The 24,329-nt window shown below is 64.9% G+C and carries 24 protein-coding genes; 12 read left to right on the plus strand and 12 right to left on the minus strand.

The features are described from left to right. Positions 1-9: 9 nt before the first annotated feature. The 4 genes from AC6I9R_RS13280 to AC6I9R_RS13295 all read right to left on the minus strand — a co-directional run bounded on the left by AC6I9R_RS13280 (position 10) and on the right by AC6I9R_RS13295 (position 4,503). Positions 10-777, minus strand: a complete 768-nt coding sequence (locus tag AC6I9R_RS13280; RefSeq protein WP_461426044.1) for a phytanoyl-CoA dioxygenase family protein — start codon at positions 775-777, stop codon at positions 10-12. A gap of 86 nt (positions 778-863) precedes the next feature. Then, a complete protein-coding gene (locus tag AC6I9R_RS13285; RefSeq protein WP_461426045.1) occupies positions 864-2,603 on the minus strand; it encodes an ABC transporter substrate-binding protein in 1,740 nt (579 codons plus the stop codon). A gap of 81 nt (positions 2,604-2,684) precedes the next feature. Beyond that, positions 2,685-3,380, minus strand: coding sequence for an MBL fold metallo-hydrolase (locus AC6I9R_RS13290; protein ID WP_461426046.1), 696 nt, complete (start codon positions 3,378-3,380; stop codon positions 2,685-2,687). Between the two features lie 283 nt (positions 3,381-3,663). After that, positions 3,664-4,503: a phytanoyl-CoA dioxygenase family protein gene (locus AC6I9R_RS13295; protein ID WP_497862953.1), complete on the minus strand. Its 840-nt coding sequence runs from the start codon at positions 4,501-4,503 to the stop codon at positions 3,664-3,666. 129 nt (positions 4,504-4,632) lie between these two features. On the opposite strand from AC6I9R_RS13295, the gene AC6I9R_RS13300 reads away from it, so the two are divergent. From AC6I9R_RS13300 to AC6I9R_RS13310, 3 genes are all read left to right on the plus strand, one after another. Beyond that, complete coding sequence (locus tag AC6I9R_RS13300; RefSeq protein WP_461426048.1) at positions 4,633-5,490, plus strand: helix-turn-helix transcriptional regulator; 858 nt, start codon at positions 4,633-4,635, stop codon at positions 5,488-5,490. A 46-nt stretch (positions 5,491-5,536) separates the two neighbouring features. Further along, on the plus strand, positions 5,537-6,547 hold the full coding sequence (locus AC6I9R_RS13305) for an AraC family transcriptional regulator (protein ID WP_461426049.1): 1,011 nt from the start codon (positions 5,537-5,539) through the stop codon (positions 6,545-6,547). 174 nt (positions 6,548-6,721) lie between these two features. Continuing rightward, positions 6,722-7,927: an acyl-CoA dehydrogenase family protein gene (locus AC6I9R_RS13310; RefSeq protein WP_461426050.1), complete on the plus strand. Its 1,206-nt coding sequence runs from the start codon at positions 6,722-6,724 to the stop codon at positions 7,925-7,927. A gap of 71 nt (positions 7,928-7,998) precedes the next feature. On the opposite strand, the gene hutC is transcribed toward AC6I9R_RS13310, so the two are convergent. Next, on the minus strand, positions 7,999-8,700 hold the full coding sequence (gene hutC, locus AC6I9R_RS13315; RefSeq protein ID WP_461426051.1) for a histidine utilization transcriptional repressor HutC: 702 nt from the start codon (positions 8,698-8,700) through the stop codon (positions 7,999-8,001). Then, complete coding sequence (locus tag AC6I9R_RS13320) at positions 8,697-10,064, minus strand: formimidoylglutamate deiminase (protein WP_461426052.1); 1,368 nt, start codon at positions 10,062-10,064, stop codon at positions 8,697-8,699. The genes hutC and AC6I9R_RS13320 overlap by 4 nt, the downstream gene beginning before the upstream one ends. A gap of 72 nt (positions 10,065-10,136) precedes the next feature. Here AC6I9R_RS13320 and hutI point away from each other — a divergent pair, with 72 nt between their 5' ends. Genes hutI through hutU form a run of 4 tightly spaced genes read left to right on the plus strand, consistent with a single transcriptional unit; the run spans position 10,137 to position 15,317 of the window. Further along, positions 10,137-11,339, plus strand: coding sequence for an imidazolonepropionase (hutI, locus tag AC6I9R_RS13325; RefSeq protein WP_461426053.1), 1,203 nt, complete (start codon positions 10,137-10,139; stop codon positions 11,337-11,339). Further along, the gene (hutH, locus tag AC6I9R_RS13330; protein ID WP_461426054.1) at positions 11,336-12,862 is read left to right on the plus strand and encodes a histidine ammonia-lyase; all 1,527 of its coding nucleotides are present in this window, start codon (positions 11,336-11,338) and stop codon (positions 12,860-12,862) included. The genes hutI and hutH overlap by 4 nt, the downstream gene beginning before the upstream one ends. Positions 12,863-12,864: 2 nt before the next feature. After that, positions 12,865-13,647: an N-formylglutamate deformylase gene (hutG, locus tag AC6I9R_RS13335; RefSeq protein ID WP_461426619.1), complete on the plus strand. Its 783-nt coding sequence runs from the start codon at positions 12,865-12,867 to the stop codon at positions 13,645-13,647. Continuing rightward, complete coding sequence (hutU, locus tag AC6I9R_RS13340) at positions 13,644-15,317, plus strand: urocanate hydratase (RefSeq protein ID WP_461426055.1); 1,674 nt, start codon at positions 13,644-13,646, stop codon at positions 15,315-15,317. Before hutG ends, hutU begins: the two co-directional genes overlap by 4 nt. Here the strand turns inward: hutU and AC6I9R_RS13345 are convergent. Continuing rightward, the gene (locus tag AC6I9R_RS13345) at positions 15,314-16,057 is read right to left on the minus strand and encodes an IclR family transcriptional regulator (RefSeq protein ID WP_461426056.1); all 744 of its coding nucleotides are present in this window, start codon (positions 16,055-16,057) and stop codon (positions 15,314-15,316) included. The two genes, hutU and AC6I9R_RS13345, sit on opposite strands and share 4 nt — an antisense overlap. 98 nt (positions 16,058-16,155) lie before the next feature. On the opposite strand from AC6I9R_RS13345, the gene AC6I9R_RS13350 reads away from it, so the two are divergent. The 5 genes from AC6I9R_RS13350 to AC6I9R_RS13370 are packed head-to-tail and all read left to right on the plus strand — an operon-like array spanning position 16,156 to position 19,752. Continuing rightward, on the plus strand, positions 16,156-17,112 hold the full coding sequence (locus AC6I9R_RS13350; protein ID WP_461426057.1) for a cupin domain-containing protein: 957 nt from the start codon (positions 16,156-16,158) through the stop codon (positions 17,110-17,112). 5 nt (positions 17,113-17,117) lie between these two features. Then, the gene (locus AC6I9R_RS13355) at positions 17,118-17,435 is read left to right on the plus strand and encodes a recombinase-like helix-turn-helix domain-containing protein (RefSeq protein WP_461426058.1); all 318 of its coding nucleotides are present in this window, start codon (positions 17,118-17,120) and stop codon (positions 17,433-17,435) included. Between the two features lie 30 nt (positions 17,436-17,465). Further along, positions 17,466-18,497 (plus strand): Rieske 2Fe-2S domain-containing protein, encoded by a 1,032-nt coding sequence (locus tag AC6I9R_RS13360; protein ID WP_497862954.1) that lies wholly within the window; start codon positions 17,466-17,468, stop codon positions 18,495-18,497. Beyond that, entirely contained in the window at positions 18,494-19,231 is a 738-nt protein-coding gene (locus tag AC6I9R_RS13365; protein WP_461426060.1) for an SDR family oxidoreductase, read from the plus strand. Before AC6I9R_RS13360 ends, AC6I9R_RS13365 begins: the two co-directional genes overlap by 4 nt. Further along, positions 19,228-19,752, plus strand: coding sequence for a pentapeptide repeat-containing protein (locus AC6I9R_RS13370; RefSeq protein ID WP_461426061.1), 525 nt, complete (start codon positions 19,228-19,230; stop codon positions 19,750-19,752). Before AC6I9R_RS13365 ends, AC6I9R_RS13370 begins: the two co-directional genes overlap by 4 nt. On the opposite strand, the gene AC6I9R_RS13375 is transcribed toward AC6I9R_RS13370, so the two are convergent. From AC6I9R_RS13375 to AC6I9R_RS13395, 5 genes are read right to left on the minus strand one after another with little or no spacing between them, the layout of a single operon-like run. Further along, positions 19,746-20,915 carry an FAD-dependent oxidoreductase gene (locus AC6I9R_RS13375; protein WP_461426062.1) on the minus strand — a complete coding sequence of 390 codons (1,170 nt, stop codon included), beginning with the start codon at positions 20,913-20,915 and terminating at the stop codon, positions 19,746-19,748. The genes AC6I9R_RS13370 and AC6I9R_RS13375 overlap by 7 nt on opposite strands. Before the next feature lie 4 nt (positions 20,916-20,919). Further along, entirely contained in the window at positions 20,920-21,837 is a 918-nt protein-coding gene (locus AC6I9R_RS13380; protein ID WP_461426063.1) for a sulfatase family protein, read from the minus strand. Between the two features lie 9 nt (positions 21,838-21,846). Continuing rightward, a complete protein-coding gene (locus AC6I9R_RS13385) occupies positions 21,847-22,479 on the minus strand; it encodes a sulfatase-like hydrolase/transferase (RefSeq protein ID WP_461426064.1) in 633 nt (210 codons plus the stop codon). Further along, positions 22,476-23,792 carry a TRAP transporter large permease gene (locus AC6I9R_RS13390; RefSeq protein ID WP_461426065.1) on the minus strand — a complete coding sequence of 439 codons (1,317 nt, stop codon included), beginning with the start codon at positions 23,790-23,792 and terminating at the stop codon, positions 22,476-22,478. Before AC6I9R_RS13390 ends, AC6I9R_RS13385 begins: the two co-directional genes overlap by 4 nt. A gap of 3 nt (positions 23,793-23,795) precedes the next feature. Next, the gene (locus AC6I9R_RS13395) at positions 23,796-24,296 is read right to left on the minus strand and encodes a TRAP transporter small permease (RefSeq protein WP_461426066.1); all 501 of its coding nucleotides are present in this window, start codon (positions 24,294-24,296) and stop codon (positions 23,796-23,798) included. Positions 24,297-24,329 lie beyond the last annotated feature (33 nt).

A 24,329-nucleotide genomic window follows, 5' to 3' on the forward strand; every position in this document is an offset into this window, starting at 1 on the left:
TCCAGCCGTTCAGGCGGCCTGACCCGCGGCATCGCGCGAGATCGTGTGGTTCCACCCGCGCAGGACCATGCGCTCATCGGGGTGTTTGCAGCCGTCCTCGACCCGGTCACTGCCCGCGTAAAGCTGGCACAAAACGGTCTTTCGGGTCGCCTCGGAGCGGTTCGGCATCGAGCCGTGGAGCGTGAAGTAGTGGAAGAACACCACATCGCCCGCCTTGGATTCCACCGGCATCGCCTCGGTGATCGGGTAGCTGTCGAGCACATCGTTCTGCCGCCGCCCGTCCGCGCCCTCGATCCGGCCCAGGCGGTGGCTGCCGGGCACCACCCGCAGACAGCCCATCGCGTCCGTCGCGTCCGAGACATGGATGATCCCCGCGATCATGCTGTCGTGCACCGTGGGGAAATACGGCCAGTCCTGGTGCATCGGAAAGGGCGAGCCATTCTCCGACGGTTTCTGGAATAGCTTGGAATGGTGCAGCACGATATCGGGGCCCAGGATCGCCTCGGCCACATCCAGAAAACGCGGGTTCAGGAACGCGTTCAGCCAGGTGCGGGAATACTTCTGGACATTATGCGTATGCAAAATGCTGTCGCCCTTGCGGGCAATCTTGTCGGTCTCTCCGCCGTCCCACGTGGCGTCGATGACCTCTCCACTGTCGGTCAATTGCCGCACGATGCCGTCAAAATCGGCCTCCAGGGCGGCGATCTCGGCGGGCTGGAACACGGCCCGCGCGTGGTAGTATCCGTTCTCTTTGAAAAATGCGCTGATGTCAGACATCTGCTTGAACCTTGGCGTTGGGTGAGGCGGGGCGCGGTATTGCGCCCCGTCTGAGGGTCCTCATAAGGGCCAGATAAGCCGCGCCGCTATTCGGCCGCCGTCAGATTGTGGATGATCTGATGCGCAGACCCCCACCAGTGGAACGGATGGTTGAACGCGTTCTCCGCCGACGGCCAGCCCTCCCAATAGGTCGTGTTGAATGGCAGCAACTTGGCCGATTGCACCAGCGGCACAAACGGCATCCCCTCGGACAGATGCCCGTAAGCCTCCGCCACCATCGCCGGGATCGCCGGATCACCCAGGGGCATCGTCGCCATCTCGTTCACGATGGCCGAGTAGGCCTCTGCGTCAGGGCCGGTCCAGCGTGCCGTGTTGTTGAACCCGGGGCTGCGCTCGCCCACCGGGACCACATCGGCCACGGTATACCGCGCCATCGAGGTCCAGGGCTCATTGACCGAGCCGCACGACAGCCACGAATAGGTCATCTCGTAGGCACCAAACGGCAGCACCTCGCCCCAGAAGACGCTGTTCTCGACCGGCACGGACCGCGCGTCGATGCCTGCCCGCTGCATCTGCTCCACCACCATGTCGATGGTGCGCGTGTACTCGGTAGAGGCCGAGTTCACGTGGATCGCGACCGACAGCGTCTCGCCGTCCTTCTCGTAGTAATCGCCGTTGCGCACCCAGCCCTCGGCCTCGATCAGCGCCTGGGCGCCCTCGACATCGGCGGTGGCCGGCAACGCGTGGCCCGCTTCCGTGATCGCATCGACAAACGGCGCCATGGAGCCGTAGTTGGCAAACATCGTCGGGCTCGCCGTCGTGGCCCCTTCCACGGCAATGTTCACGATCTGCGTGCGGTCGATGATCATCGCCACCGCGCGGCGCATCGCGGCGTTGTCCCACGGCGCAACGGTCGTGTTGATCTCCATCTGACGCGCACAGGGGTCGGCGGCGGCAAAGGGATAGCCCTCGTGCCAGGCAATAATCGCCGGGTTGCGCGCCTGAATGGCCTCAAACGTGCCGACGCTGACGTTCTGGCCCGCGTCCATCTCATTGGCGGCGATCAACTGCGCGCGGCTCTCTTCGCCGCCCGATTCCAGGAACACCACGCGCTGGGGCTCGGGCATGTCCATGAAGCCCGTTTCGGCCCCCCACCAGTCATCGCGCAGCGACCAGATCGCGCGGTTGGTGGCGATGCTTTCCAACTCATAGGGACCCGTGCCAATCGGCGGGTTGAAGGTGAACGTCGCGGGGTTTTCCGCCGCCGACCACACATGCTCGGGCATCACCAGGAAAGAGCCGAAGATGCGCGTGCCGAAGTTCTCCACCACAAAGCGCGGGTTGGCCGCGTTCAGCGTAAAGCGCACGGTCAGCGGGTCCACCGCCTCTACGGCGGCCACCTGGGCGCGCACCGTGGCGACTTCGCGCGCGGTCAGCTCTTCATTGCCCATCGCCATCTCGACGCTGAACACCACGTCATCGGCGTCAAAGGCCTCTCCATCGGACCAGGTCACGCCCTCGCGCAGGCTTACGGTGAACTCGGTCTGGTCCGCGTTGGCCTCAAAGCCGGTCGCCAGCCAGGGGTCCAGTTCGCCGGTCTCATAGTTGAGGATGAACAGCGGCTCCCACATCGTCTGGTGCGCGCCCTGCATCCGTCGAATGCCGGACCCGTCCGTCATCCAGTTGAAGTTCTCGGGGTCCTGAATGGTGCGGTCGAGGTCGAAGATCACGGTATCCTCGCGCGCGACGTCCTGAGCATAGGCGGGCACGGCCAGCGCCAGGGCCAGCGCGGCACTTCCCAGAAGCAGAGTTGTGTTGCGGATCATATTTTGGTCTCCCTTTTGGTGGTGGTGTCCCCCGCGTTAACCGCGAGGAATGTCGTTATCCGGTGTCGTTATCTTCTGTCGTTATCTGAGGTAGTCCATGACCAGCACGCGGGTGCGGTCGGTCAGGGCGGCGGGGGTGATGTCGATGGTATGGTCGCAGGCGAAATCCACCTGTTCGTCCCTGAAATGGCTCAGGAAGCTTTCGATCCACATGGTGTTGCGCGGCCGGTAGGTAAGCGTGCGGAAGTGCATCGGGATCACCAGTTTCGGCTTGGTGCGGTGGATCATCTCCATCAGGTCCGGCAGCTCGATGGTCAGGTAGCCCCCCGCCAGCGCCAGCAGCACGTCGACGTCTTCAAAGAAGTCCTGTTGCTCGTCAGTCAGCGGGTTTCCCACGTCGCCCATATGGGCGATCTTCAGCCCGTCCATCTCGAAGCGGTACATGCCGTTTTGCCCCGGCACGGCATGTTCGGGGTGATGGTCCCATTCCGCCGCCTCGATGGCCCGAATAAGCAGACCATTGGCCATGGTCTCGCCGCCGTTCTGGGCCACTTGAAGCGCGTTGACGACCTCAAGCGTGCCGCCCTCACAGTTGGGGGCAATCAGATCTGCCCGGCAATGGGCGCTGTCATCATCGGACGAGATGATCACCACATCCGCGCCCTCGCGGATCGGCGGATAGCCCACGCCCTCGGGCGTATAGGGATCCGTGATGACCGAGCGCCCGGAGGCGTCGGTCAGCTTGAAAGCGGCATGTCCAAACCAGGTCAATTCCATGGGCGGGCGGTAACCTTTCGTTCAGACGTGTACGGGGTTGATGTTGGCGGGCGCGGGCATTGGCGCCGCGAAGGGGCCTCGGCTAGCGGACTTTGGGCGCGTCTTTGGGCGCTGTCCGGGGCAAATTGATATACCATTGATATACTTTCGCCCTGATTTTGGGGTATCATGGCACCGCCCTGAACCGTCGCGCGCGGCTCGGATTCGGGCCGAAATGGCGATTGATATACCATTGATATACCCCAACCGGCCCCCGTCGCTAAGATTTCGCCCTCACCTTGCATCAATTATTGCCCACAACATGGGGGCTGGAAGTCGCGGTGATGTCGTCATTCTCGGGCCTCGGATGGTGGGTCCAATGGCCGTTTTTGTCCTCGCCCCGGCACAGGATCGCCTCAACGCCGCGCGCCCATTTCGGGTCGGTGATGCGCACCGAGGCCGGGCAATAGCGTAGGGTCAGCCCGCACCGCCGCCGGTCCGAGGCATTGGGCTCGGATCCATGGACAAGCATGTCCGCATGGAGCGACGCCTCGCCCGCTTTCAGAGCGTTTACAAAGGGTTGCCCGTAGCGCTCGGCATCGTGGATGCCCTTGTGAAACACCGATTCCGCGCCCATCGCCCCGGTCTCGATACAGCCCTTGTCGTGGGTGCCGGGGATGAAGCGCATCGCCGAATTATCGGCGTCCGCATCGTCGATGGCGAGCCAGACCGTCACCGTCCGCGCCGGGCTCAGGCTCCAGAACGAGGCATCCTGGTGCCAGGGTACACGCTTGGGATCATTGGGTTTTTTCGACAGGATGGCGCTGGCCCAACAGATGATGTCGGGCCCGGTGATGTCCTCCACCAGGTCCAGAATGCGCGGGTCCGTGGCGATATCCCAGATCCCCGCCAGCCGCGCTTGGTAGCAATTGATGCCATAGGCCCCCGCCTCGCCCATATCGGCCATGAGACCGTCGAAATAGGTGCGGATACGGGTGATCTCGGGCTCGGGGAACACCGCAAACGGCCGCACGAACCCCAACCGATTGTACTGCTCAAGCTGCCCCCGCGATAACCGCCGCCCCGCCCCCTCCGGCACCGGCGCAAACCCCAAATCCCGCGTCTCAACCGCCATTCCACCCATCCCGCAACCTCCCAATCGCGCCCCAGAATTGCGCAACTTCCCGCCCCAGCGCAGACCCGGCGTTGACAATAACATGTACTGTGTTGACTTTTGTTGAGCCAAAACCGCCTGAAGAAAGGCCTATGACGCATGAGATTACCTCAAAAGGTGCTCAGAATTGATACGTATATCGGGCCCGATGATGCGTTTCATTTCGCTCGCAAGGATCTGCCCGAGGCCCCGCCGCTGGTTGAACACAGCCATGATTACTATGAGCTGTTTCTGGTCGAACATGGCCGTTTGCACCATTGGATCAACGGATTGGAAGAGCGTCTGGACGTGGGCCAATTGGTGTTCATGCGCCCCGGCGACCGTCACGCGCTGCAAGCCGTGCCCGGCAGTGGGGGCCGGATCCTCAACGTGATGTTTCGCCAGTCCACCGCCGACCACCTTAGGCAGCGGTATGGTGACGATATGGCGGGCCGGTTCTTCTGGTCCCAAAGCGAGTTTCCCGACAGCATTCGGCTGGCCGGGCCCCAGCGCGAGCGGGCCGTCAACGCGATGCTGACGCTGCAGACCAGCCACCGCAGCCTCGCCAAGATCGAGCATTTTCTGCTGTCGATCATGACCCATGTGCTCGACGCCACAGCGCTTGCCGAGGCGCGCGCGCCCGGATGGCTGATCCGCGCTGCCCATGCCGCGCGCGACCCTCGGGTGTTTCGGCGTGGCTCCATCGGCTTCATCGAGGTGGCAGGCCGCAGTCATGAGCATGTTTGCCGCGCCGCGCGCCATCATCTGGGCCTATCGCCGACGCAATACGTCAATCGCATCCGCATCCAGCACGCGGCGATGCTGCTGGCAGGCACCTCGCGGCCCGTATCCTCCGTGGCCGAGGAAGTCGGCATTGATAACCTCAGCTACTTCCACCGCCTGTTCCGCCAGCAATACGGCACCACCCCGCGCAGCTACCGCGCGCGCCATGCGCGCGGCGCACCCATCGCGGTGTAAGACACGGTCTTTCTGCGCCGTCCTATTCGATGCTACGCCTTCGTCGATGAACGCCGCGCCGCAAACGATCCTGTCCACCGTCTCCAGCCAGTTCATTGACGACTGGTTGGCGGCGCTACGCAGCCTGTGCTCAGACGCACAGATGGCGTCACTGATGGCGCGTTCTGGCCTGATCGCAGAGCCCAACAGCCGCGTCACGCTGGACCAGATCGTGGGGCTCTATCAACTCGCGGCTGTGGAGACGGGCGATGAGATGATGGGGCTGTGGAGCAGACCGATCAGGCCGCGCGCCCTGCAGCATCTGCTGACCTCGGTGCGCGAGGCGACGAGCCTGCCGTCGGCGCTCTATCGGTTTTCGACCTTCTGGAACCTGCTGCTTGATGAGTATCAGTTTGAGCTGTCGGAGACCGAAAGCGCCCTGGTGCTGACGCTGGCCCCGCGGGGGGACGCGCCGGTGCGGCCGTTCGGGCATATGCTGATCCTCAAGCTGGCCCACGGCCTGTTGTCCTGGCTTGCGGGCCATGAGGTGCCGGTGAGGGCCGTGGACTTCGCCTTTGCGCGACCCGCCTATGATCAGGATTACGCCGTCATTTTCCCGGCCCCGCTGCAGTTTGGCGCGCCCGCGACGGCCATCGCGTTCGATCCGCGCTCTCTGGGGCCGGTGGAGGCGCGCAGCACCGCAGACCTCGACCATTTCCTGCAGAATGCCCCGCGAGACTGGATCTTCACCCGCTCGCGCGAACACACCCAATCGCTGCGCCTGCGCACCTACCTTGGCCAAACGGACTGGGACAAGGCGACACTGACGGAGGCTGCGCGCGCGATGAACATGACGCCGCGCACGTTGATCCGACGGCTGGAGGCCGACGGCACGTCGTTTCAGGCAATCAAGGATGCGCTGCGCCGCGATATCGCGATCCGTGATCTGCAAGCGGGGCGCAAAAGCGTGGAGGCCATCGCGCTGGACGTGGGCTTTTCATCAGCTGCCAATTTCCACCGCGCCTTCACCCGCTGGACCGGCAGCACGCCGCGGTCGTACCGGCGCGCGCAGACGTGACGTTTGTCACTTTCGGACAATCTATTGTCATGCCCTGAGATGGAGCGCCTCGCGCTGTTTCTTTATTTCCTTGGCTAAACGTGTACCCACGACGACAGAGACCCCTGCGGTTTTCATCCGCCACCGCCGCGTCGTGGCGCTTTCTGATAGTATTTGTCCCGAAAGGACCCTTCGATGACCGATAAGCTCGCCACCCTCCTGCAAGCCGCCCGCGATCACGCCGAACAGGTGATCACCCCCAACATCGATGCCTGGAACGCGGCGCGCAGCTGGCCCCGCGCGGCGTCTGATCAGGCGGGCGCGGCGGGCCTCATGGGCCTTTATGCGCCAGAGGAATTCGGCGGTCAGGGCTTGCCCCTGTCGGAAGGCATTCAGGTCTATGAGCAATTGGGCACGGGCGATGGCGCCTACGCCTTCGCGCTGTCGATGCACAACATCTGCACCTTTGCGGGCTGCGGCTACGGCACGGAGGCGTTCAAGGAAACTTGGGCGCGGGACCTGACCTCGGGCCGCAAACTGGCGAACTTCGCCCTGACCGAGCCGCAGTCGGGCTCGGACGCGACCAACATGTATTCGCGCGCCACGATCAACGGCGACGGCACCTGGACGATCAGCGGTGCCAAGGCCTGGGTCAGCCTGGCAGGCGAGGCAGACGTCTACTTCACCGTGGTGAAAACCACCGACGCGCCCGGCCACAAGGACATGGCGATGATCGCCATTCCCGCCGACGCGCCGGGCCTCAGCTTTGGTCCGATGTATGACACGCCTTCCTACAATTTCCTGCCGATGTCCGAGATGTATATGGACGGCGTCGTGGTCAGCGAGGACAACATCATCCTGCCCGTGGGCCAGGGCCTGCAAGGCTCGCTCATGGCGATTGATATCGCGCGGGTTTCCATCGCATCGGGCTGCTGCGGGTTGATGCAATCGGCGTTGGATACGGCGCTTGCCTACGCCAAGAACCGCAAGATGTTTGGCGGGCGGAACCTGGATCTGGACGGCATCCAGTGGATGCTGGGGGACGTGGCAACGGATCTGGAAGTGTCTCGGTTGTTGTACAAGAAGGCTGCCGCGGCCCTGGGAACGCCGGAGGGGCCGCTGATGGCGGCCCACGCCAAGCGCTTCGTTCCTGATGCTGCCGTGAAGGCCGCAAACACCTGCACGCAAGTGTTGGGCGGCATGGGGCTGTTGAAGCCCTACGGGCTCGACCGCCTGTCGCGGCTGGCGCAGATGCTACGGATCGTTGACGGCACGACCGAGATCAGCCGCGTCGTCATCGGGCGCGCCTTGAAAAAGCGCGCGGCGGGCTTGCCGGATTTGCCTGTGCCGCTTGGGTTTGGCGAGGAAGACCCGAAGGCGGCGGCTGTGGCCGCGCAGTAAAGGGCTGTTGGGAACGGGCGCGCGGTCGCGATGGCGTTGATCGCCTGTCTCGGACGCGCACCGTTCCCCGGCTAATTCTGCGCCGATACCTGATACCCCGGGGCCGCCACGGATTGCACGGTGGTGATCGGGTCGTCGCCGTTCCAGGTCGTCCGCTCGATCACCAGAAGCGCGCTGCCGGGGGGTGTGGCCAAATGCTCGGCGCTCTCACCCTTCGCATTGACCGCGTAGAAGCGCACGTCGACGCGGCTGTAGGGCTTGTTGTGGACCAGCCATTCGTTGGCGCTTTGAATGCTGAGATCAACGTCTAGGACGTCGGGGTTGGACGTCGTGTCGACCCAACGATCCTCGAAGATATAGGGTCGGTTGTCGGCTAGATGCAGCGCCTTGACGTGCAGCATCTGCGCGGGGTGTTGCAGGCCGAACCGCGCCAGGATCGGCGGCGGCGCATCGGCTATTTTCCTGCGGATCAACTGGTAGCCATACCGCGCGCCGCGCGCTTCGACCTCCAGCCGGGTCACCGGGATCTCGAACGTGGCGCGGGTGACGGGGTTTGCCCGCACCTGGGTGCCGCCTTTGCGCTTGCGCTCCACCAGCCCGGCCTGCGCCAGTTCCTGCATGGCGCGGTGAACTGTCGCGCGCGCACAGCCCAGATCCGCTGCGATGTCTTCATCGCGCGGCAGCTTGTCGCCGGGCGCGTAGGTGCGGTCGAGGATGCGCGCGCGCATCTGGTCGCGCACATCGGTCCAGGAAAGGCGGGTTTGCGTGGTCAAATACGGGTCTCCAACTGCTGCAGGGTCGCGATGAAATTGCGGGTAATCTCGTCGTGGCGAATATGGCGTCCCTCGGTAACCACATGGCGCCCCGCACTCCAGACATCGCGGACGCAGGCCTGCCCGTGGCCCCCGAAGATAAGACTATCGAGCAATGCGTCGCCGTCACGGTTGCAGAGCCATGGGTTGTCGTCGTCGAGCCCGATCAGATCGGCCCAGGCCCCACCCTCAATCCGCCCGTCCGCGCGCCCGCCCGCCTGCGCGCCGCCCATTGTCGCCGCGTCGAAGAGCACCCGCCCGGTCGAGCGGCTTTGGCTCGCCAAAGCGGCACGCGACAGATCGCGCAGACGTTGCGAGTATTCCAGCGTCTTCAACTCCTCGAAGAGGGAGATATGGACGTTGGAGTCCGAGCCGAAACCGAGGGTGCCGCCATGCTCCAGAAACCGCGTGGCGTTGAATATGCCATCGCCCAGGTTCGCCTCTGTCAGGGGGCAAAGGCCCGCCACAGCGCCGGTCGCGGCGAGCGCCATGGTCTCATCCGCCGTCATCTGAGTGCAGTGGATCAGGCACCAGCGCGCGTCCACGGCGTGGTTGGCCAAGAGCCACTCCGCCGGGCGCGCGCCCAAATGGGCCTGCACTTCGTCCACTTCTGCTACCTGCTCGGCCAGGTGCATGTGGATCGGGCCGGACGTGGCCTGTGCCAGCACCGCGCTCAACCCCGCCGGGTCAACGGCGCGCAAGGAATGCGGCGCGAGGCCCGCGGCGTAGTCCTCGGGGCCTGCGGCGATCAATGCGGTCGCATCGGCGTGGAGCCTCAGAAACCGATCCACGTCGTTGCCAAAGCGCGCCTGCCCGCCCCTCAAAGGCCGCAGATCGCAACCGCCGAGCTGGTAGTGCACCGGCAGCAACGTCAGCCCAATGCCCGCCTGCCCCGCCGCCGAGACGATCCGCTCGGACATCTCGGCCAAAGTGTCATAAGGCGCGCCGCCCATGCCGTGGTGCAGGTAGTGGAACTCGGCGACCGCGCCGTATCCCGCCTCCAGCATCTCCATGAAGACCTGTGCGGCAATCGCCTCCACCTGCTCGGGCGTGAGTTGGTCGAGGAATTTGTACATCAGCCGCCGCCAGCTCCAGAAACTGTCGCGGGGATCGGGGCCGCGTGCCTCGGTCAACCCGGCCATGGCGCGCTGAAACGCGTGGCTGTGCAGATTGAGCGGTGCGGGCAGAAGCAGCGGAACCACCTGCGTCGGCGTCTGGCGCGGCACACCGGCGCTGGCGATTCGACCCGAGGCGTCAATCACGACCTCCAGATCGCGTTGCCAGCCCGCAGGGGTAAGCGCCTGTTTTGCATGGATGACCTGCACCAGAACGACTCCGTTGACCTTTATTAAGTATCTACATATTCATTTTATGTAGGCCTATTGCAAGGAACCTTGATGAGCGCGCCCGAAGTCCTCACCGATCTCCATGTTGCGACGATGGTGCAAGATGCCGGCGATTACGGGCTGACGCGCGATGCCGCGATTGTCGTGGCCGACGGGGTGATCGAATGGGTCGGCCCGGCCCTCGCCCTGCCGCCCGCCTATGCCCGGCAGAAGCGCACATCCTATGGCGGTCGTCTTGTGACCCCGGCGCTGATCGATTGTCACACGCATATCGTCCACGGCGGCAACCGCGCGCGCGAATTTGAGATGCGGCTGAACGGCGCCAGCTACGAAGAGGTCGCGCGCGCAGGCGGCGGGATCGTGTCGACCGTTGCCGCAACGCGCGGCGCAAGTGAGGCCGCGCTGATGGAAAGCGCCCTGCCCCGCGTCGATGCGCTGATCGCCCAGGGCGTTGGGGTGATAGAGGTGAAATCGGGCTACGGCCTGGACCTGGAGACCGAGTTGAAGATGCTGCGCACCGCCCGTGGGCTTGGCCGCGCGCGCCCCGTTCGCATTGTCACCAGCTTTCTCGGTGCCCATGCGGTGCCTGATGGCATGGACCCCGACACCTACATCGACACCATTTGCCTGCCCACGCTTGAGGCCGCCCATGGCGAGGGCCTCGTCGATGCCGTTGATGGCTTCTGCGAAGGGATCGCCTTTGACACCGCGCAGATCGCCCGCGTCTTTGACAAGGCCCAAGCCCTGGGCCTGCCCGTCAAACTCCATGCCGAGCAGCTTAGCCACATCGGCGGCACGGCGCTCGCCGCGCGCTACAACGCCCTCTCGGCTGACCACGTCGAATACGCGAATGAGGCAGACGCCGCCGCCCTTGCCGCCGCAAACACCGTTGCGGTGTTGCTGCCCGGCGCATTCTACACGATCCACGAGACCCAGGCGCCCCCGGTCCAGCCGTTCCGCGACCACGGCGTTGCGATGGCCGTGGGCACGGATTGGAACCCCGGGTCCTCCCCGCTTGGCTCGCTGCTTCTGGCGATGAACATGGCCTGCACGCTGTTCCGCTTGACCCCGGCAGAGGCGCTGGCAGGCACCACGCGCAACGCCGCGCGTGCCTTGGGCCTGAGCGATTGCGGCGTGATCGCCCCGGGGATGCGCGCCGATCTTGCCGTCTGGAACGTCCATGATCCGGCGGAGCTGTCTTACGGTATCGCCATCAACCCCCTGCACGCGCGCATCTTCAAAGGCACCCCATGACCCAGATCCTGCGCCCCGGCACCACCACACTGGCCGAGTTGGAAACCCTCTGGCGCGGGGACGGCCCGGTTCAGCTGGACCCTGCCGCCCATAGCTCGGTTCAGGCCTCTGCCGCGATCATCGCGGCGGCCTCGCGCGGGGCGGATCCGGTTTACGGCGTGAACACGGGCTTCGGCAAACTCGCCTCAGTGCGCATCGCGCCCCATGACACGGCAACCCTTCAGCGCAACTTGATCCTGTCCCATTGCTGCGGCGTGGGTGAACCGTTGGAGGCCCCAACCGTCCGCCTAATGATGGCATTGAAACTGCTGTCGCTGGGGCGCGGTGCCTCGGGCGTGCGGTGGGAGATTTGCGCGTTGATCGAGGCGATGCTGACGCGCGGTATCATGCCAGTGATCCCGGTGCAGGGATCTGTCGGGGCCTCGGGCGATCTGGCGCCGCTTGCCCATATGGCCGCAGTGATGATCGGCGCAGGCGAGGCGACCTTGGGCGGCGTGGTCATGGGGGGCGGTGCCGCGTTGGAAAAGGCCGGGCTGGCTCCGGTTGTGCTGGGACCCAAGGAAGGCCTGGCGCTGATCAATGGCACGCAATTCTCCACCGCCTGCGCATTGGAAGGGCTTTTTGAGGGCTGGCGCGCGGCACGGGCGGCGGTGGTGACCTCGGCGATGTCGACGGACGCGATCATGGGATCGACCGCGCCGCTCAACCCCGCCATTCATGCCTTGCGCGGGCACGGCGGGCAGATTGAGGTCGCCGCGCAGATGTCCCGCTTGCTGGACGGCAGCGTGATCCGCGAAAGCCATCGTGACGGCGACACGCGGGTGCAGGACCCCTATTGCATCCGCTGTCAGCCCCAGGTCACGGGCGCCGCGCTGGACCTGTTGCGTTTCGCCGGCAAGACGCTGGAGGTTGAGGCCAACGCCGTGACGGACAACCCCCTAGTAATCACCGAGACCGCCGAAATCCTGTCGGGCGGCAATTTTCACGCCGAGCCTGTCGCCTTCGCCGCCGATCAGATCGCCCTCGCGCTGGCCGAGATCGGCGCCATCGCGCAGCGCCGCGTGGCGCTGATGGTCGACCCGACGTTGTCGTTCGATCTGCCGCCGTTCCTGACACCCGATCCGGGCCTGAACTCGGGCCTGATGATCGCCGAGGTCACGACGGCCGCGCTAATGAGCGAGAACAAGCATCTGGCCAACCCGTGCTCCACTGACAGCACGCCGACCTCGGCCAATCAGGAAGACCACGTCAGCATGGCCGCCCACGGCGCGCGGCGGTTGCGGCGGATGACGGCGAACCTGTCGGTGATCCTCGGGGTGGAGGCGATGTGCGCCGCCCAGGGCGTGCAACAACGCGCGCCGCTCTTGACCTCCGCCCCGTTGCAAGCCGCCATAGCGACCCTGCGCGCGGTGGTGCCAACGTTACAGCAAGATCGCTACCTGGCGCCAGATATCCAGGCGGCAGCGGGCTGCATTGTCGATGATAGTCTCGCCCGGGCAGCGGGCGTGGAGATGTCTTTATGAGCCTGATCGAGGTTATCCGGGGCGATAGCCCGCTGGTTTTGGGCCTGCCCCATACCGGCACGCATATCCCTGACGATTGCCTCGCGCGCCTGAACGACACGGGCCGGGCGATGGCCGACACCGATTGGCATATCCATGACCTCTACGCGGGACTTGTGGACGGTGTCAGCACCGTGCGCACGACGGTCCATCGCTATGTGATCGACGTCAATCGCGACCCTGCGGGGCACAGCCTTTATCCCGGCCAGAACACCACAGGGCTCTGCCCGCTGACGGATTTCGATGGCGTGCCGATCTACCGGGAGGGCGAAGCGCCTGACACCGCCGAGATCGCGCGGCGCAGCGCCACCTACCACGCGCCCTATCACGCGGCGCTGAGCGCTGAACTGGCGCGCGTCAAAGCCCGCTACGGCTTTGCGATCTTGTACGATTGTCACTCGATCCGCTCGCAGATCCCGTTCCTCTTTGACGGCACCCTGCCCGATTTCAACATCGGCACCAACAAGGGCACAACCTGCGCGCCAGAAATCACGGAGGCCGTTCACCGCATCTGCCAAGGTACCCAGGGCTACACCAGCGTGCTGAACGGACGTTTCAAGGGCGGCTGGACCACGCGCCACTACGGCCAGCCCGCCCAAGGCGTCCACGCGATCCAGATGGAGCTGGCGCAATCCACCTACATGCAAGAGGCCTCGCCCTGGACCTATGCAAAGGACCGCGCCCGCGCCCTGCGCGCTCCCCTGAAAACCATCCTCACAACGCTGTCTGACTGGAGGCCCCATTGACCGATCCGCGCAAGAACACCCGCGATATTTATCCGCCCACCGGCCCCGAGTTGACCGCGAAAAGCTGGCAGACCGAGGCCGCGATGCGGATGCTGATGAACAACCTGCACCCCGATGTTGCCGAGAACCCGCACGAGCTGGTCGTCTACGGCGGCATCGGGCGGGCGGCGCGCACCTGGGCGGATTTCGACAGCATCGTCGCCAGCCTCAAGGATCTGGAAGGGGACGAGACGCTGGTGGTGCAATCGGGCAAGCCCATCGCCATTGTGCGCACCCATGCCGACGCGCCCCGCGTGCTGATCGCAAACTCGAACCTCGTGCCCCATTGGGCGACCTGGGATCACTTCAACGAGCTCGATAAAAAAGGCCTCGCCATGTACGGGCAGATGACGGCGGGCTCGTGGATCTACATCGGGACGCAGGGCATCGTGCAGGGCACCTATGAGACCTTTGCCGAGGCGGGCCGACAGCATTATGGCGGCGACCTGACGGGCAAGTGGATCCTGACCGGCGGGCTTGGCGGCATGGGCGGTGCGCAGCCCTTGGCCGCTGTCATGGCCGGCGCCTGTTGTCTAGCGGTGGAGTGCAACCCTGACAGCATCGATTTCCGCCTGCGCACCCGGTATCTGGACGAGCGCGCCGAGACCCTCGATGAAGCGCTGGAGATGATCGCGCAATGGACCGCGGCCGGAGAGGCGAAGTCCGTGGGTCTTTTGGGCAATGCGGCGGATGTGTTTCCGGAGCTTTACCGCCGAGGCGTCCGCCCTGATATGGTCACCGACCAGACCAGCGCCCACGATCCGCTGCACGGGTATCTGCCCCAGGGCTGGAGCCTGGCGGAGTGGAAGTCAAAACAGGAAAGCGACCCTAAAGCGGTGGAAGCGGCTGCGCGCGCCTCGATGAAAGTGCATGTCGCCGCCATGGTGGACTTCTGGAACGCGGGTGTGCCGACCCTGGATTATGGCAACAATATCAGGCAGTTAGCCCTGGATGAAGGGCTGGAAAACGCCTTCGCTTTCCCCGGCTTCGTGCCCGCCTACATCCGCCCGTTGTTCTGTCGTGGCGTGGGTCCGTTCCGCTGGTGCGCGCTGTCGGGCGACCCGGAGGATATCTACAAGACCGACGCGAAGATGAAGGAATTGTTCCCCGAGAACGCGCATCTGCACAATTGGCTCGACATGGCGCGCGAGCGGATCGCGTTTCAGGGCCTGCCCGCCCGGATCTGCTGGATCGGCCTGGGCGACAGACATCGCGCGGGCCTTGCGTTCAACGAGATGGTCGCCAGCGGAGAGCTGAAAGCCCCAGTTGTCATCGGGCGCGATCACCTCGACAGCGGCTCCGTCGCCTCGCCCAACCGCGAGACGGAGGCGATGAAAGACGGCTCGGACGCGGTGTCCGATTGGCCGCTGCTCAACGCGCTGGTGAACACGGCGTCCGGGGCCACTTGGGTCAGCCTTCACCACGGCGGTGGCGTCGGCATGGGGTTTAGCCAACATTCCGGCATCGTGATCTGCGCCGACGGCACGCCCGAGGCCGCCGCGCGATTGGAACGCGTGTTGTGGAACGACCCTGCCAGTGGCGTCTGGCGTCACGCCGACGCGGGCTACGAGGACGCCGTGGCGTGCGCACGCGAGCACGGGCTGCGCTTGCCGCGTATCCTCGGGACCTAAGCCTCTGCTTTCCAGCCCATCGCCCGGCTGATTATATTAGCCGTTTTCAGCACCTCCCGCTCGACGCGGGCGGGCACGCTTTCGGTCTGTTTCGTGGCGCTGACGGCGGCGATGATATCGCCGGACATATCGAATATCGGCGCGGCGACGCTGCAAAGGCCCGTCTCAAAACTGCCGTTGTGAATGACGCAAGCGCGCAGGCGGTCCTTCTGCCAGGCGGCAATCGCCTTCTCCACGGCGGCTTTGGGCTGGCCTTCCAGCAATCGGCGGATCTGCGGCTCGGACTTCTGGGTCAGCAGCACGCGGCCCATGGCCGTCAGGGTCGCGGGCAAGCGGCTGCCGACATGGACCAGCGAGGACAAGCCGTCCGAGGCAGGCAGGCGGATCAGATACAGGATGTGCCGCCCGTCCAGCACCCCCAGATGCCCCGACCAATCCTGCCCGTCGCGCAGCGCCTCCAACGGTTTCTGGGCGACTTCCAACAGCTCCCGACTGGCCAGATAGCCGTAGCTGACCCGCAGGACCGCCGGGCCAAGGCGGAAATAATTGCCGTCGCGCACGGGCAGCAGGAATCCCTCCTGCACCAGCGTATGCACGGTGCGAAACACGGCAGACCGCGTGATGCCAAGCGCTTTTGCCAGTTGCGCCATCGTCTGTTCGGGCCGCTCGGGCGTGAAGCTCTGCAACAGCGCCAGCCCGCGCACCAGCGCCGGGACGGCATAGGGGTCTTTCTCGCTCATGGGTCCTCGGCCTGCGTTTCACCGGTAAAACGAAATCTTCCAAACGAAACGATCTGACCTACTCTCGGGTCAAGCAAAATCATACCGGGAGCCTCGCCATGAACATCGCCGCCAATCCCCAAGCCAGCCTTGCCGACCAGATGAAAGCCCACACCGGGCGCTTCGTCGACAAGACCTTCGACTGGAAAGCGTTTCCCTCAAACGTCGGTTTTGAAGAGCTGTCGCGCGCCCAGATGCGCTACATCGGGGCGGGCGGCTCGCCCAAGGTGGGCGATCCCTCGACGCTGAAGGCCGACAACTTCACCCTGTCGCTGATCTACAAGGAACCGGGCCATTACGCCGCCTGCCACAGCCATGAAATCGAGGAAAGCTTCCTGATCCTGTCGGGCGCGCTGATCGTCGGCTGGGAGAAGCACGGCGAAGTGGTGGAGGTGAACCTGGGCCCCAAGGACATGATCCTGAACGCCCGAGAGATCGGCCACGGCTTCCGCGTCGACGGCGTAGAGCCGGTGATGATGTCGATCTCGGTCGACGTGGGCAAACCCCTGCCGCCGGTCTATCATTATCACCCCAAGGAGCATCCGGCAGAACTCGCGCGCACCTTTGGGGCCAAGCCCGGCGACACGATGCCGTTTGACCGCAGTGGCACCCATGAAATCCAGAAGCTGATGGCCGATTACGTCGTGCGCTACACGGAATTGCCGACGATCTGGGAAGACGCGGGCTTTACCCGCAAGGTCTACGTCGGTGACGCGCCGGGCGCCGTGAAGCACGACAGCACCCGCAAGGAAATGTGGGGCCTGCCGATGGGTGCCAAACTCGCGCCGTTCACCCGGACCGTGGAAGACGCGTACCTCTGCCTTGAGGGCAGCATCGAGGTCGTTTGGGTCGGCGAAGATGGCGCGGAAACAAGTGTGGAGCTTGGCCCCCGCGATCTGGTCAAAACCCCCGCCGGTCAGGCCCATTACCTGCGCAACCCCGGCCACGGCCCCGCGACCGTCTGGACCGTCATCGGCACGTCGGGCGACGATGGCGCCGTCTACAAGAAGGGGTGAGCGGTATGAGCAATGCAGCACGCCCTGACGCGTTCAAGGAAATGATGGCCGCCGCCCGCGCTGCGGGTCGGCCAGAGCTGGCAAATCAAGGCCGGGGTCGTCCGCTGACCGAGGCCGAAGACGCCCTCGCCGACGCACTCATGGCGATCTACGCCGAGGGGGTTGTGGGCGAAGCCGCGCTGGCCGAGGCTTTGGCCGCGCGCGGCGTCATCCGCCCCTCCAGCGGCAAGGCGGATTGGACGGCGGAGACGCTGGCGGCCGAGTTAAAGGCGCTCAACGCCGATCTGGACGCGGCGTATCAGGAAAACGGCTTCGGGGCCTGAAGGGAGGATACCATGGCAACAACACCTGAAATGAGAGCCCGGATCGAGGCCCGCGTGAACGAGGGCGTCCGCGATCAATGGTATCCGGTCGCCAAATCGGTGGAGGTCCGGGGCGACCGCCCCTTCGGCGTCGTGGCCCTGGGCAAGAAGCTCGTCATGTGGCGCACGTCGGACGGCAGCATCAAGTGTATCGAGGATTTCTGTCCGCACCGCGGCGCGCCGCTGAGCTACGGCGAGATCCATGGCGAGCACATTGGTTGCCGCTATCACGGCGTGGTCGTGGACGGCACCGGCACCGTGCAGCAGGTCCCCGCGATGCCCGATTGCCCGATGGAAGGCCGCAAGGCCCTGCGCGCGTTCCATGTGGCCGAACACAGCGACGCGGTCTTTGTCTTTATGTCCACCGATGAGGCGACGGAGCCCCCGGAACTGCCCCTGTCGCCGGAACTGAGCGATTCAGAATGGGAGGGCTTCCTCTGTACCGCCGTGTGGGACGTGAACTACCGCTATGCGCTCGACAACCTCGCCGATCCGATGCACGGCTGCTACCTGCACGCCGAAAGCTTCACCCTCGCGTTCGGCTCCAAACAGGACCTGCTGGAGTTGGACCGCCGCGACGACGGCTTCCGCGTCGCCCGTGTGGGCCAGACCGGCGAGAATTTCGATTGGGTGGAGTTCGAGACGCCGGAAGGCGGCATGTATTGCCACCTCGACATCCCCTACCCGCCCGCCGCTGGCCCGGGCGGCAACATGCGGATCGTGGGCTACGTCCTGCCGATGGGGCCACAGCGCTGCAAGGTGTTCTTCTGGCGCATGCGCAAGGTGCAGGGGTTCGAGCGCGACAGCTGGCGCTTCCTGTTCCGCGCCCGGCTGGAGGAACGGCACTGGAACGTGTTGGAGCAAGACCGGGTGATGCTGGAAGGCATGGACGACGACGCCCGCAAGCGCGAGATGCTGTATCAGCATGACATCGGGCTGGCGCATCTGCGCCGCGCCTTGAACCGGCTGGCGAAAGCTCAGATCGAGGCCGAGGATGCCCGCGCGAATGTGGCCGCCGAATGAGCCATATCAGTCTTGAGGGACGCCACATCCTGCTGACCGGGGCCGCCCGCGGCCTCGGCGCCGTCATCGCACGACATCTGGCAGAGGCGGGCGCACGCCTGAGCCTGGCCGATATCTTGGAAGAGGAAGGCCGCGCCGTCGCAGACGCGCTTTCGGCGCATTTCATCCCCCTTGACCTGCGAGATCCCGAAAGCGTCGCCTCCCTTGGTGCGGCGCTCGACGGCCCGCTCCATGGCCTCTTCAACAATGGCGCGATTGCCACGGGCATTGGCGGTATCGGGTTCGAGGATGTCGATATCGAGACCTGGGACCGGGTGATGGAGGTCAACGTGCGCGGCACCTGGTTGATGACCAAGGCCTGCGCCCCAGCCCTGCGCGCCTCGGGCTCAGGCCGGATCGTCAATGTCGCCTCGGACACCGCATTATGGGGCGCGCCGAACCTGATGAGCTACGTCGCGTCCAAAGGCGCGGTGATCTCGATGACCCGCTCGCTGGCGCGTGAGTTGGGTCCGGACGGCATCGGCGTGACGGCCATCGCGCCGGGTATCCTGACAACCGAAAGCACGGAATACGTCCCACAAGCCCGCCACGATCAATACGGTCAAGGCCGCGCCGTGCCCGGCCCGCAACCGCCCGAGGATGTGGCGGGCACCGTTGCGTTTCTGTTGAGCGAGGCGGCCCTGACCCTCGCGGGTCAGGTCCTGCCGGTGAACCGGGGCTTCGTGTTCACATGACCCCGGACGCGCTTCTGGACGACCTAAAGCGCCCCTGGCGGCACGGCGAGCACGTGGACGCGCGCAGTGTCGTGCTGGATGACCCGCTGGTCCTCGACGGGCTGGAGGTGCGCGGCTTTGACCTCTCCGCTGCCCGGTTGAATGGTGGGCTCAGCGCGCGCGGCACGCTGTTTCGCGGGTTGGCCTGGCTGCGCGGGGCGCGGATTGAAGGGCCTTGCGATCTGAGCCGCGCGCGCTTTCGCACGGATCTGCGCGCGGACGGGTTGATCGCCGGCGACGTGCGCCTTGACGGGTGTCATCTGGAGGGCGTGCTGTCCTTGGCCGGGGCGCGTGTCGCGTCGCTGTCGCTGGCGCGCGCGTTGATCATGGCGAATGTGACGCTGCAGGAGGCTCGGGTTGACCGGTCGGTTGATTTGGCGGGGGCCGAGATCATGGGCGGGCTCTGGACCGCTGGCGCCACGATGGGCGTGATGGACCGCGAGGACGCCGAAGTCTCCGGACGGTTGCGGCTGCCTCAGTAAGTGCGGTCCGTCAGCTCTGCCAGCCTGTTGTAGAACCCATCGACCTTACCTTGAGCCGTGCGCCGCATCTCGGCGTTGCGCGCGGATGCGTCGCCCGACGTCTCTGCGGCTCCGGCCTCGCCAACGGCGCGCGAGACGTTTTGCACGAATTCACAGGCCGGGAACCGCGCGGTGCCGAAAGCGGTCAGCGCCGCATCCAGCGTGTCGTGGGCGTCCAAGGCCTGGGCCAGCACCACGGCGTCCTGCATCGCCATCGCCCCACCTTGGCCCATGAACGGGGTCGAGGCATGGGCGGCATCGCCGATCAATTGCACCCGGCCCCGGTGCCAGGGCAGCGGCAAGACAACCTCTTCCACCGCCGTATAGAGCACCTCGGAGACTGGGTTCAGCTCGTCCAGAAACGGCGCGGCGGGGCCTTTGAATTCCGCGAAACGCGCGGCCATCAAGTTGGGCCAATCGGCTGGCGGATAAAAGGCATCCGCAGGTTCCGCCACAGTGCCGAAGGTATAGAGCAGATCATCGCTGATCGGCATGATGCCGAAGCGTTTGGCGGGTCCCATTACCATGATCTTTTCGGTCAGGTCCTTGGGTCTTTTGTGCACCGCGCGCCACACGCCGACGCCCGTGTAGCGCGGGGTGACATTGATGTCGATCATCGCGCGGGTGGCAGAGCGCAAGCCATCGGCGGCCACCACCAGATCGACGTTTTCCGTGCGGCCGTCCGATAGTGTCGCGGCAATGGTCTTCGGCCCGTCGTCCAGCCCCGTGACCGTCGTGCCCAAGTGCACCGCCACCCCAAGGCGCGCCACGCGCGCGGCCATGACGCGGTGCATCTCGGCCCGTTTAATGCCGAGAATGGCGGGGATCTTCCCGGCGGCGGCGGTGGGGTAGAAGGTTTCCACGATTGGATGGCCCGTGTGGTCGAAATAGGCGTTGCGCCCGCCGGGCACGGTGAAGCCTGCCGCCAGAATGTCGTCCAGTAGGCCCAGTTTACTCAGGCTGACCAATCCGTTGGCGTAAACGAAGATGCCCGAGCTTTGGAACCGCCAGGCCTCCTGCTTCTCGACCACGCGGACGCGGTGGCCGCCTTGGGTCAACGCGATGGCGGCGCAGCATCCGGCAATGCCGCCGCCGATGATCAGGATGTTCAAAGGCTTGCCCATCGCCTCACGCCTGATGGGTGGACAAAAGCGAGGTGTCGCGCAGCGCGATCATCCGCAGCGCGAGGTGGTGCATCATCTCGGCCTTGCTCGCGGCGGCAGTGGGATCCGCCCAGAGGTTGGTCAGCTCATGGGGATCTGCCTCCAGGTCAAACAGCTCGCCCAGGTCAGAGCCCTCGAACACGCTCATCCGCCAGCCCTCATGGACCAGTGTGCGGGTGGCGGTCTGGCCGTCCTCACTGGCGAAGGCGAGCCCGGAATCCTCGATCAGGACCGGCAGCTCAGGGGTATTCGCATCCAGCAGATCCCGCCCCTGCATGCCGATGGGGTATTTGATCCCGGCGGCTGAGAGAAGCGTCGGCGCGAAATCAATGGCGCTGCCTTGGCGCGCTGACACGGCTGCCGGGCACCGAGAGTCTGCCCAGATCAGCGGCACCCGGATCAGCCCATGGCTGTGCAACCCATGCTTCAGAACCGTGCCGTGATCGCCCATATAATCGCCGTGGTCCGACATGAAGACAACGATGGTGTTGTCGGCCTTACCCGAAGCCTCCAATGCGGCCAAGATGCGCCCGACCCAATCGTCGACCATGGTGATCGCGCCATAGTTCAGCGCGATCATCCGACGGGTTGCCTCGGCGTCGGTGTGGAACGGCCAGTACGCGTCGGGCTTCTCGGCGCCTATCTCATAGACGCGTTGCAAGTGGCGCGGCAGGTCGGTGCGGGCGGATGTCGGGTGGGCGAAACTTTTGGGGAGCGGGATGTCCGCCGGGTCATACATGTCGAAGTAGCGGCCCGGCGGCGTGAAAGGGTGGTGCGGGTCTGGAAAGGAGGCGACGAGCAGGAACGGGTCTTCGCTGGGATCTTGCAGGAAGGCGCAGGCCTCTTCGCCGACGAAGGCCGTTGGGTAGAGATCCTCTGGCACGGCGGTGCGCTAGACCTGCGGCGCGTCCGGGTCATTGCCAAGCGACGCCGCGCGGCCCCGGGGGTCCGGCGCGTCGCCCAGGCGGTCCCGCAGCCAGGCCGAATAATGTCCCTCCACCTGGTCGCCGTGGCCGATACACAGGCGCAGATAGTCGAAGCCGTAGTAGGGGCGCGGGACTTCGTGGGCGGGGTCATCGATCCAGGTTTTGCGGATCTCATGTTCGTAATCCGGCCCGCGCCGCTGTGACCGGCGCGCCACGGTGAACGGATCCGGCGGGCTATCGCCCTGCCCGCGCGCCATGGGCGGTTTCGCGGGCACGGGCGAGACATTCTGGAAGTGCGCCTTGCCGACCAGACCCGTGCGATAGCCTGCCGCCCGCAGAACGTCGGCGTAGGTGGTGCAATCGAGCCCCAGGGGGATGCCGTTCTGACGGCTGCCGTTCACCGACGTCAGCTGCCCGGTCGCCAGCGCGGCGCGATTGGGCTGGCAGATGGGATTGGCGACGTAGAACTTGTCAAACCGCGTGCCGTTCGCGGCCAGCCCGTCGATGTGGGGCGTTTTCACGATGGCGTTGCCATAGCATCCCAGGTGATCGGCCCGCTGCTGATCCGTCATGATGACCAGGAAATTCGGGCAGCTCATCGGAACATCAGGTCCACCGGATAGGTCACCAGCTCAGGGATGAAGAAAATCAGCAGGATCGCCAGCAGATCGAGCAGGATGAACGGGATCGCCGCGCGGTAGATGTCGCCCATCGTCGTGCCCCGCGGTGCCACGGCCTTCATGACGAACAGCGCCGCGCCAAAAGGCGGCGAGGTCGCCCCGGTCTCGATCGCCACCAGAAAGAGTGCGGCAAACCAGATCAGGTCCATGTTGAACTGCTGCACCACGGGCACGAAAATCGGCAGCGTGATCAGCATGATCGGCAGCGGCCCCATGAACATGCCCATGAAGGTCACCAGCATGATCATCATGAACACAATCGCCTCGTTCGAGAAATCGAGGCTGAGCACCGCATCGACCATCCCGTAGGTAGCGCCGGTGAAGGCCAGAAGCTGCGAGAACGTCACCGCGCCGGACACGATCAACAGGACCATGACCGAGATATTGGCGCTGGAGAACATGGTCTCGCCGAAGACCTTCGGGGTCAGGCGGCGACGCACAGCGGCGAGCGCGAGGGTGGCGAATGCGCCTGTCGCGGCGGCCTCGCTGGGGGTGGCGATGCCGAGGAAGATAACCCCGACGACAGAGAAGACGATGACCGAAAGGGGCAGGATGTTAAGGGCCGTGGCGCTCAGCTTCTCGCCCATGCTGACGGTGGGCACGTCAAAGGACGGCGCCAGATGCGGCTGCAGGTGACAACGCCCCAGGATGTACATGACGTAGAGCAGCGCCATCAGAAGGCCGGGCACGATAATGCCGATGAGGATGCGCCCGATGGAGATATCGCCGATCACGCCCAACACCACTGCCAGCGAGGACGGCGGGATCATGATCGCGAGGCCCGAAGAGCCGAGGATCGGCCCCAAAGACATGGATTTGGCGTAGCCGCGCTTCTCCATCTCGGGCGTCAGGGATGAGCCCAGAAGTGCAATGGAGCCCATGGAGTTTCCGGTCAGGGTCGAGAACAAGACGCCCCCGCCCACGGCCATCAGCGCCAGACGCCCGCGCAGTTTGCCGAACCATTTGTCCAGCGTGTCCATCAGGTCGATGGCAATGCCGGATCGGAACATCGCCTCGCCCATGATCATGAACAGCGCGATGGGGATCAGAGTGAAGCTGGTGATCGAGCCCACGGTGTTGAGGACCAATTGCTCGATCCCTGAAAAGCCGCCCATCAGGATGTAGGCGCCTACGAGATTCACCGTCAGGAACGAGAACGCGACCGGCAGGCCCATGATCATCAGGATAAACAGCGGGACCAGAATGATGGTGAGCGTGACGTACCATTCCATCGCTCAGACAACCTCGCCGCGCAGCGAGCGGATGATGCGATCCAGGAACTGGACCGCCATCAGCCCCATGCCCAGGGGCAGCGCGGCGGTGATCCACCAGCTTTGCGGGCGCATCACGGTCACTTGCCGCACCCCGAGCTCAAATTGCTCGATCACGACGCTGATGCCCACGACGGTCAGCACCGCGCAAAGCGCAAATCCGATGGTGGCGTTGATGATCTGCAGAAGCACGCGGGGCCGACCCATCAGGGTGTCGTAGACCAGGTCGAGGACCACATGGAGGTTCTTTTCCAGAAGGTACGGCGCGCCCAGGAAGGTGATGAACAGCAGGGAATACTCGCTGACCTCGATCACCCAAAGCTGCGAGGGGTACCCGAGCGAGCGGACGATAACCTCGAAGCAGATGATCACGGCGATCATGAACAACAGCGCCGCGCCCAGGATCGCGCAGGCCAGGTTCAGGGCGCTGAACACACGTCTTAGCTGGGTTAGGGCTCGGTCCACCTGCTGCCTTCCGCGCTGGTTTTTGGGCGAAGC

The organism is Gymnodinialimonas sp. (assembly GCF_059726805.1).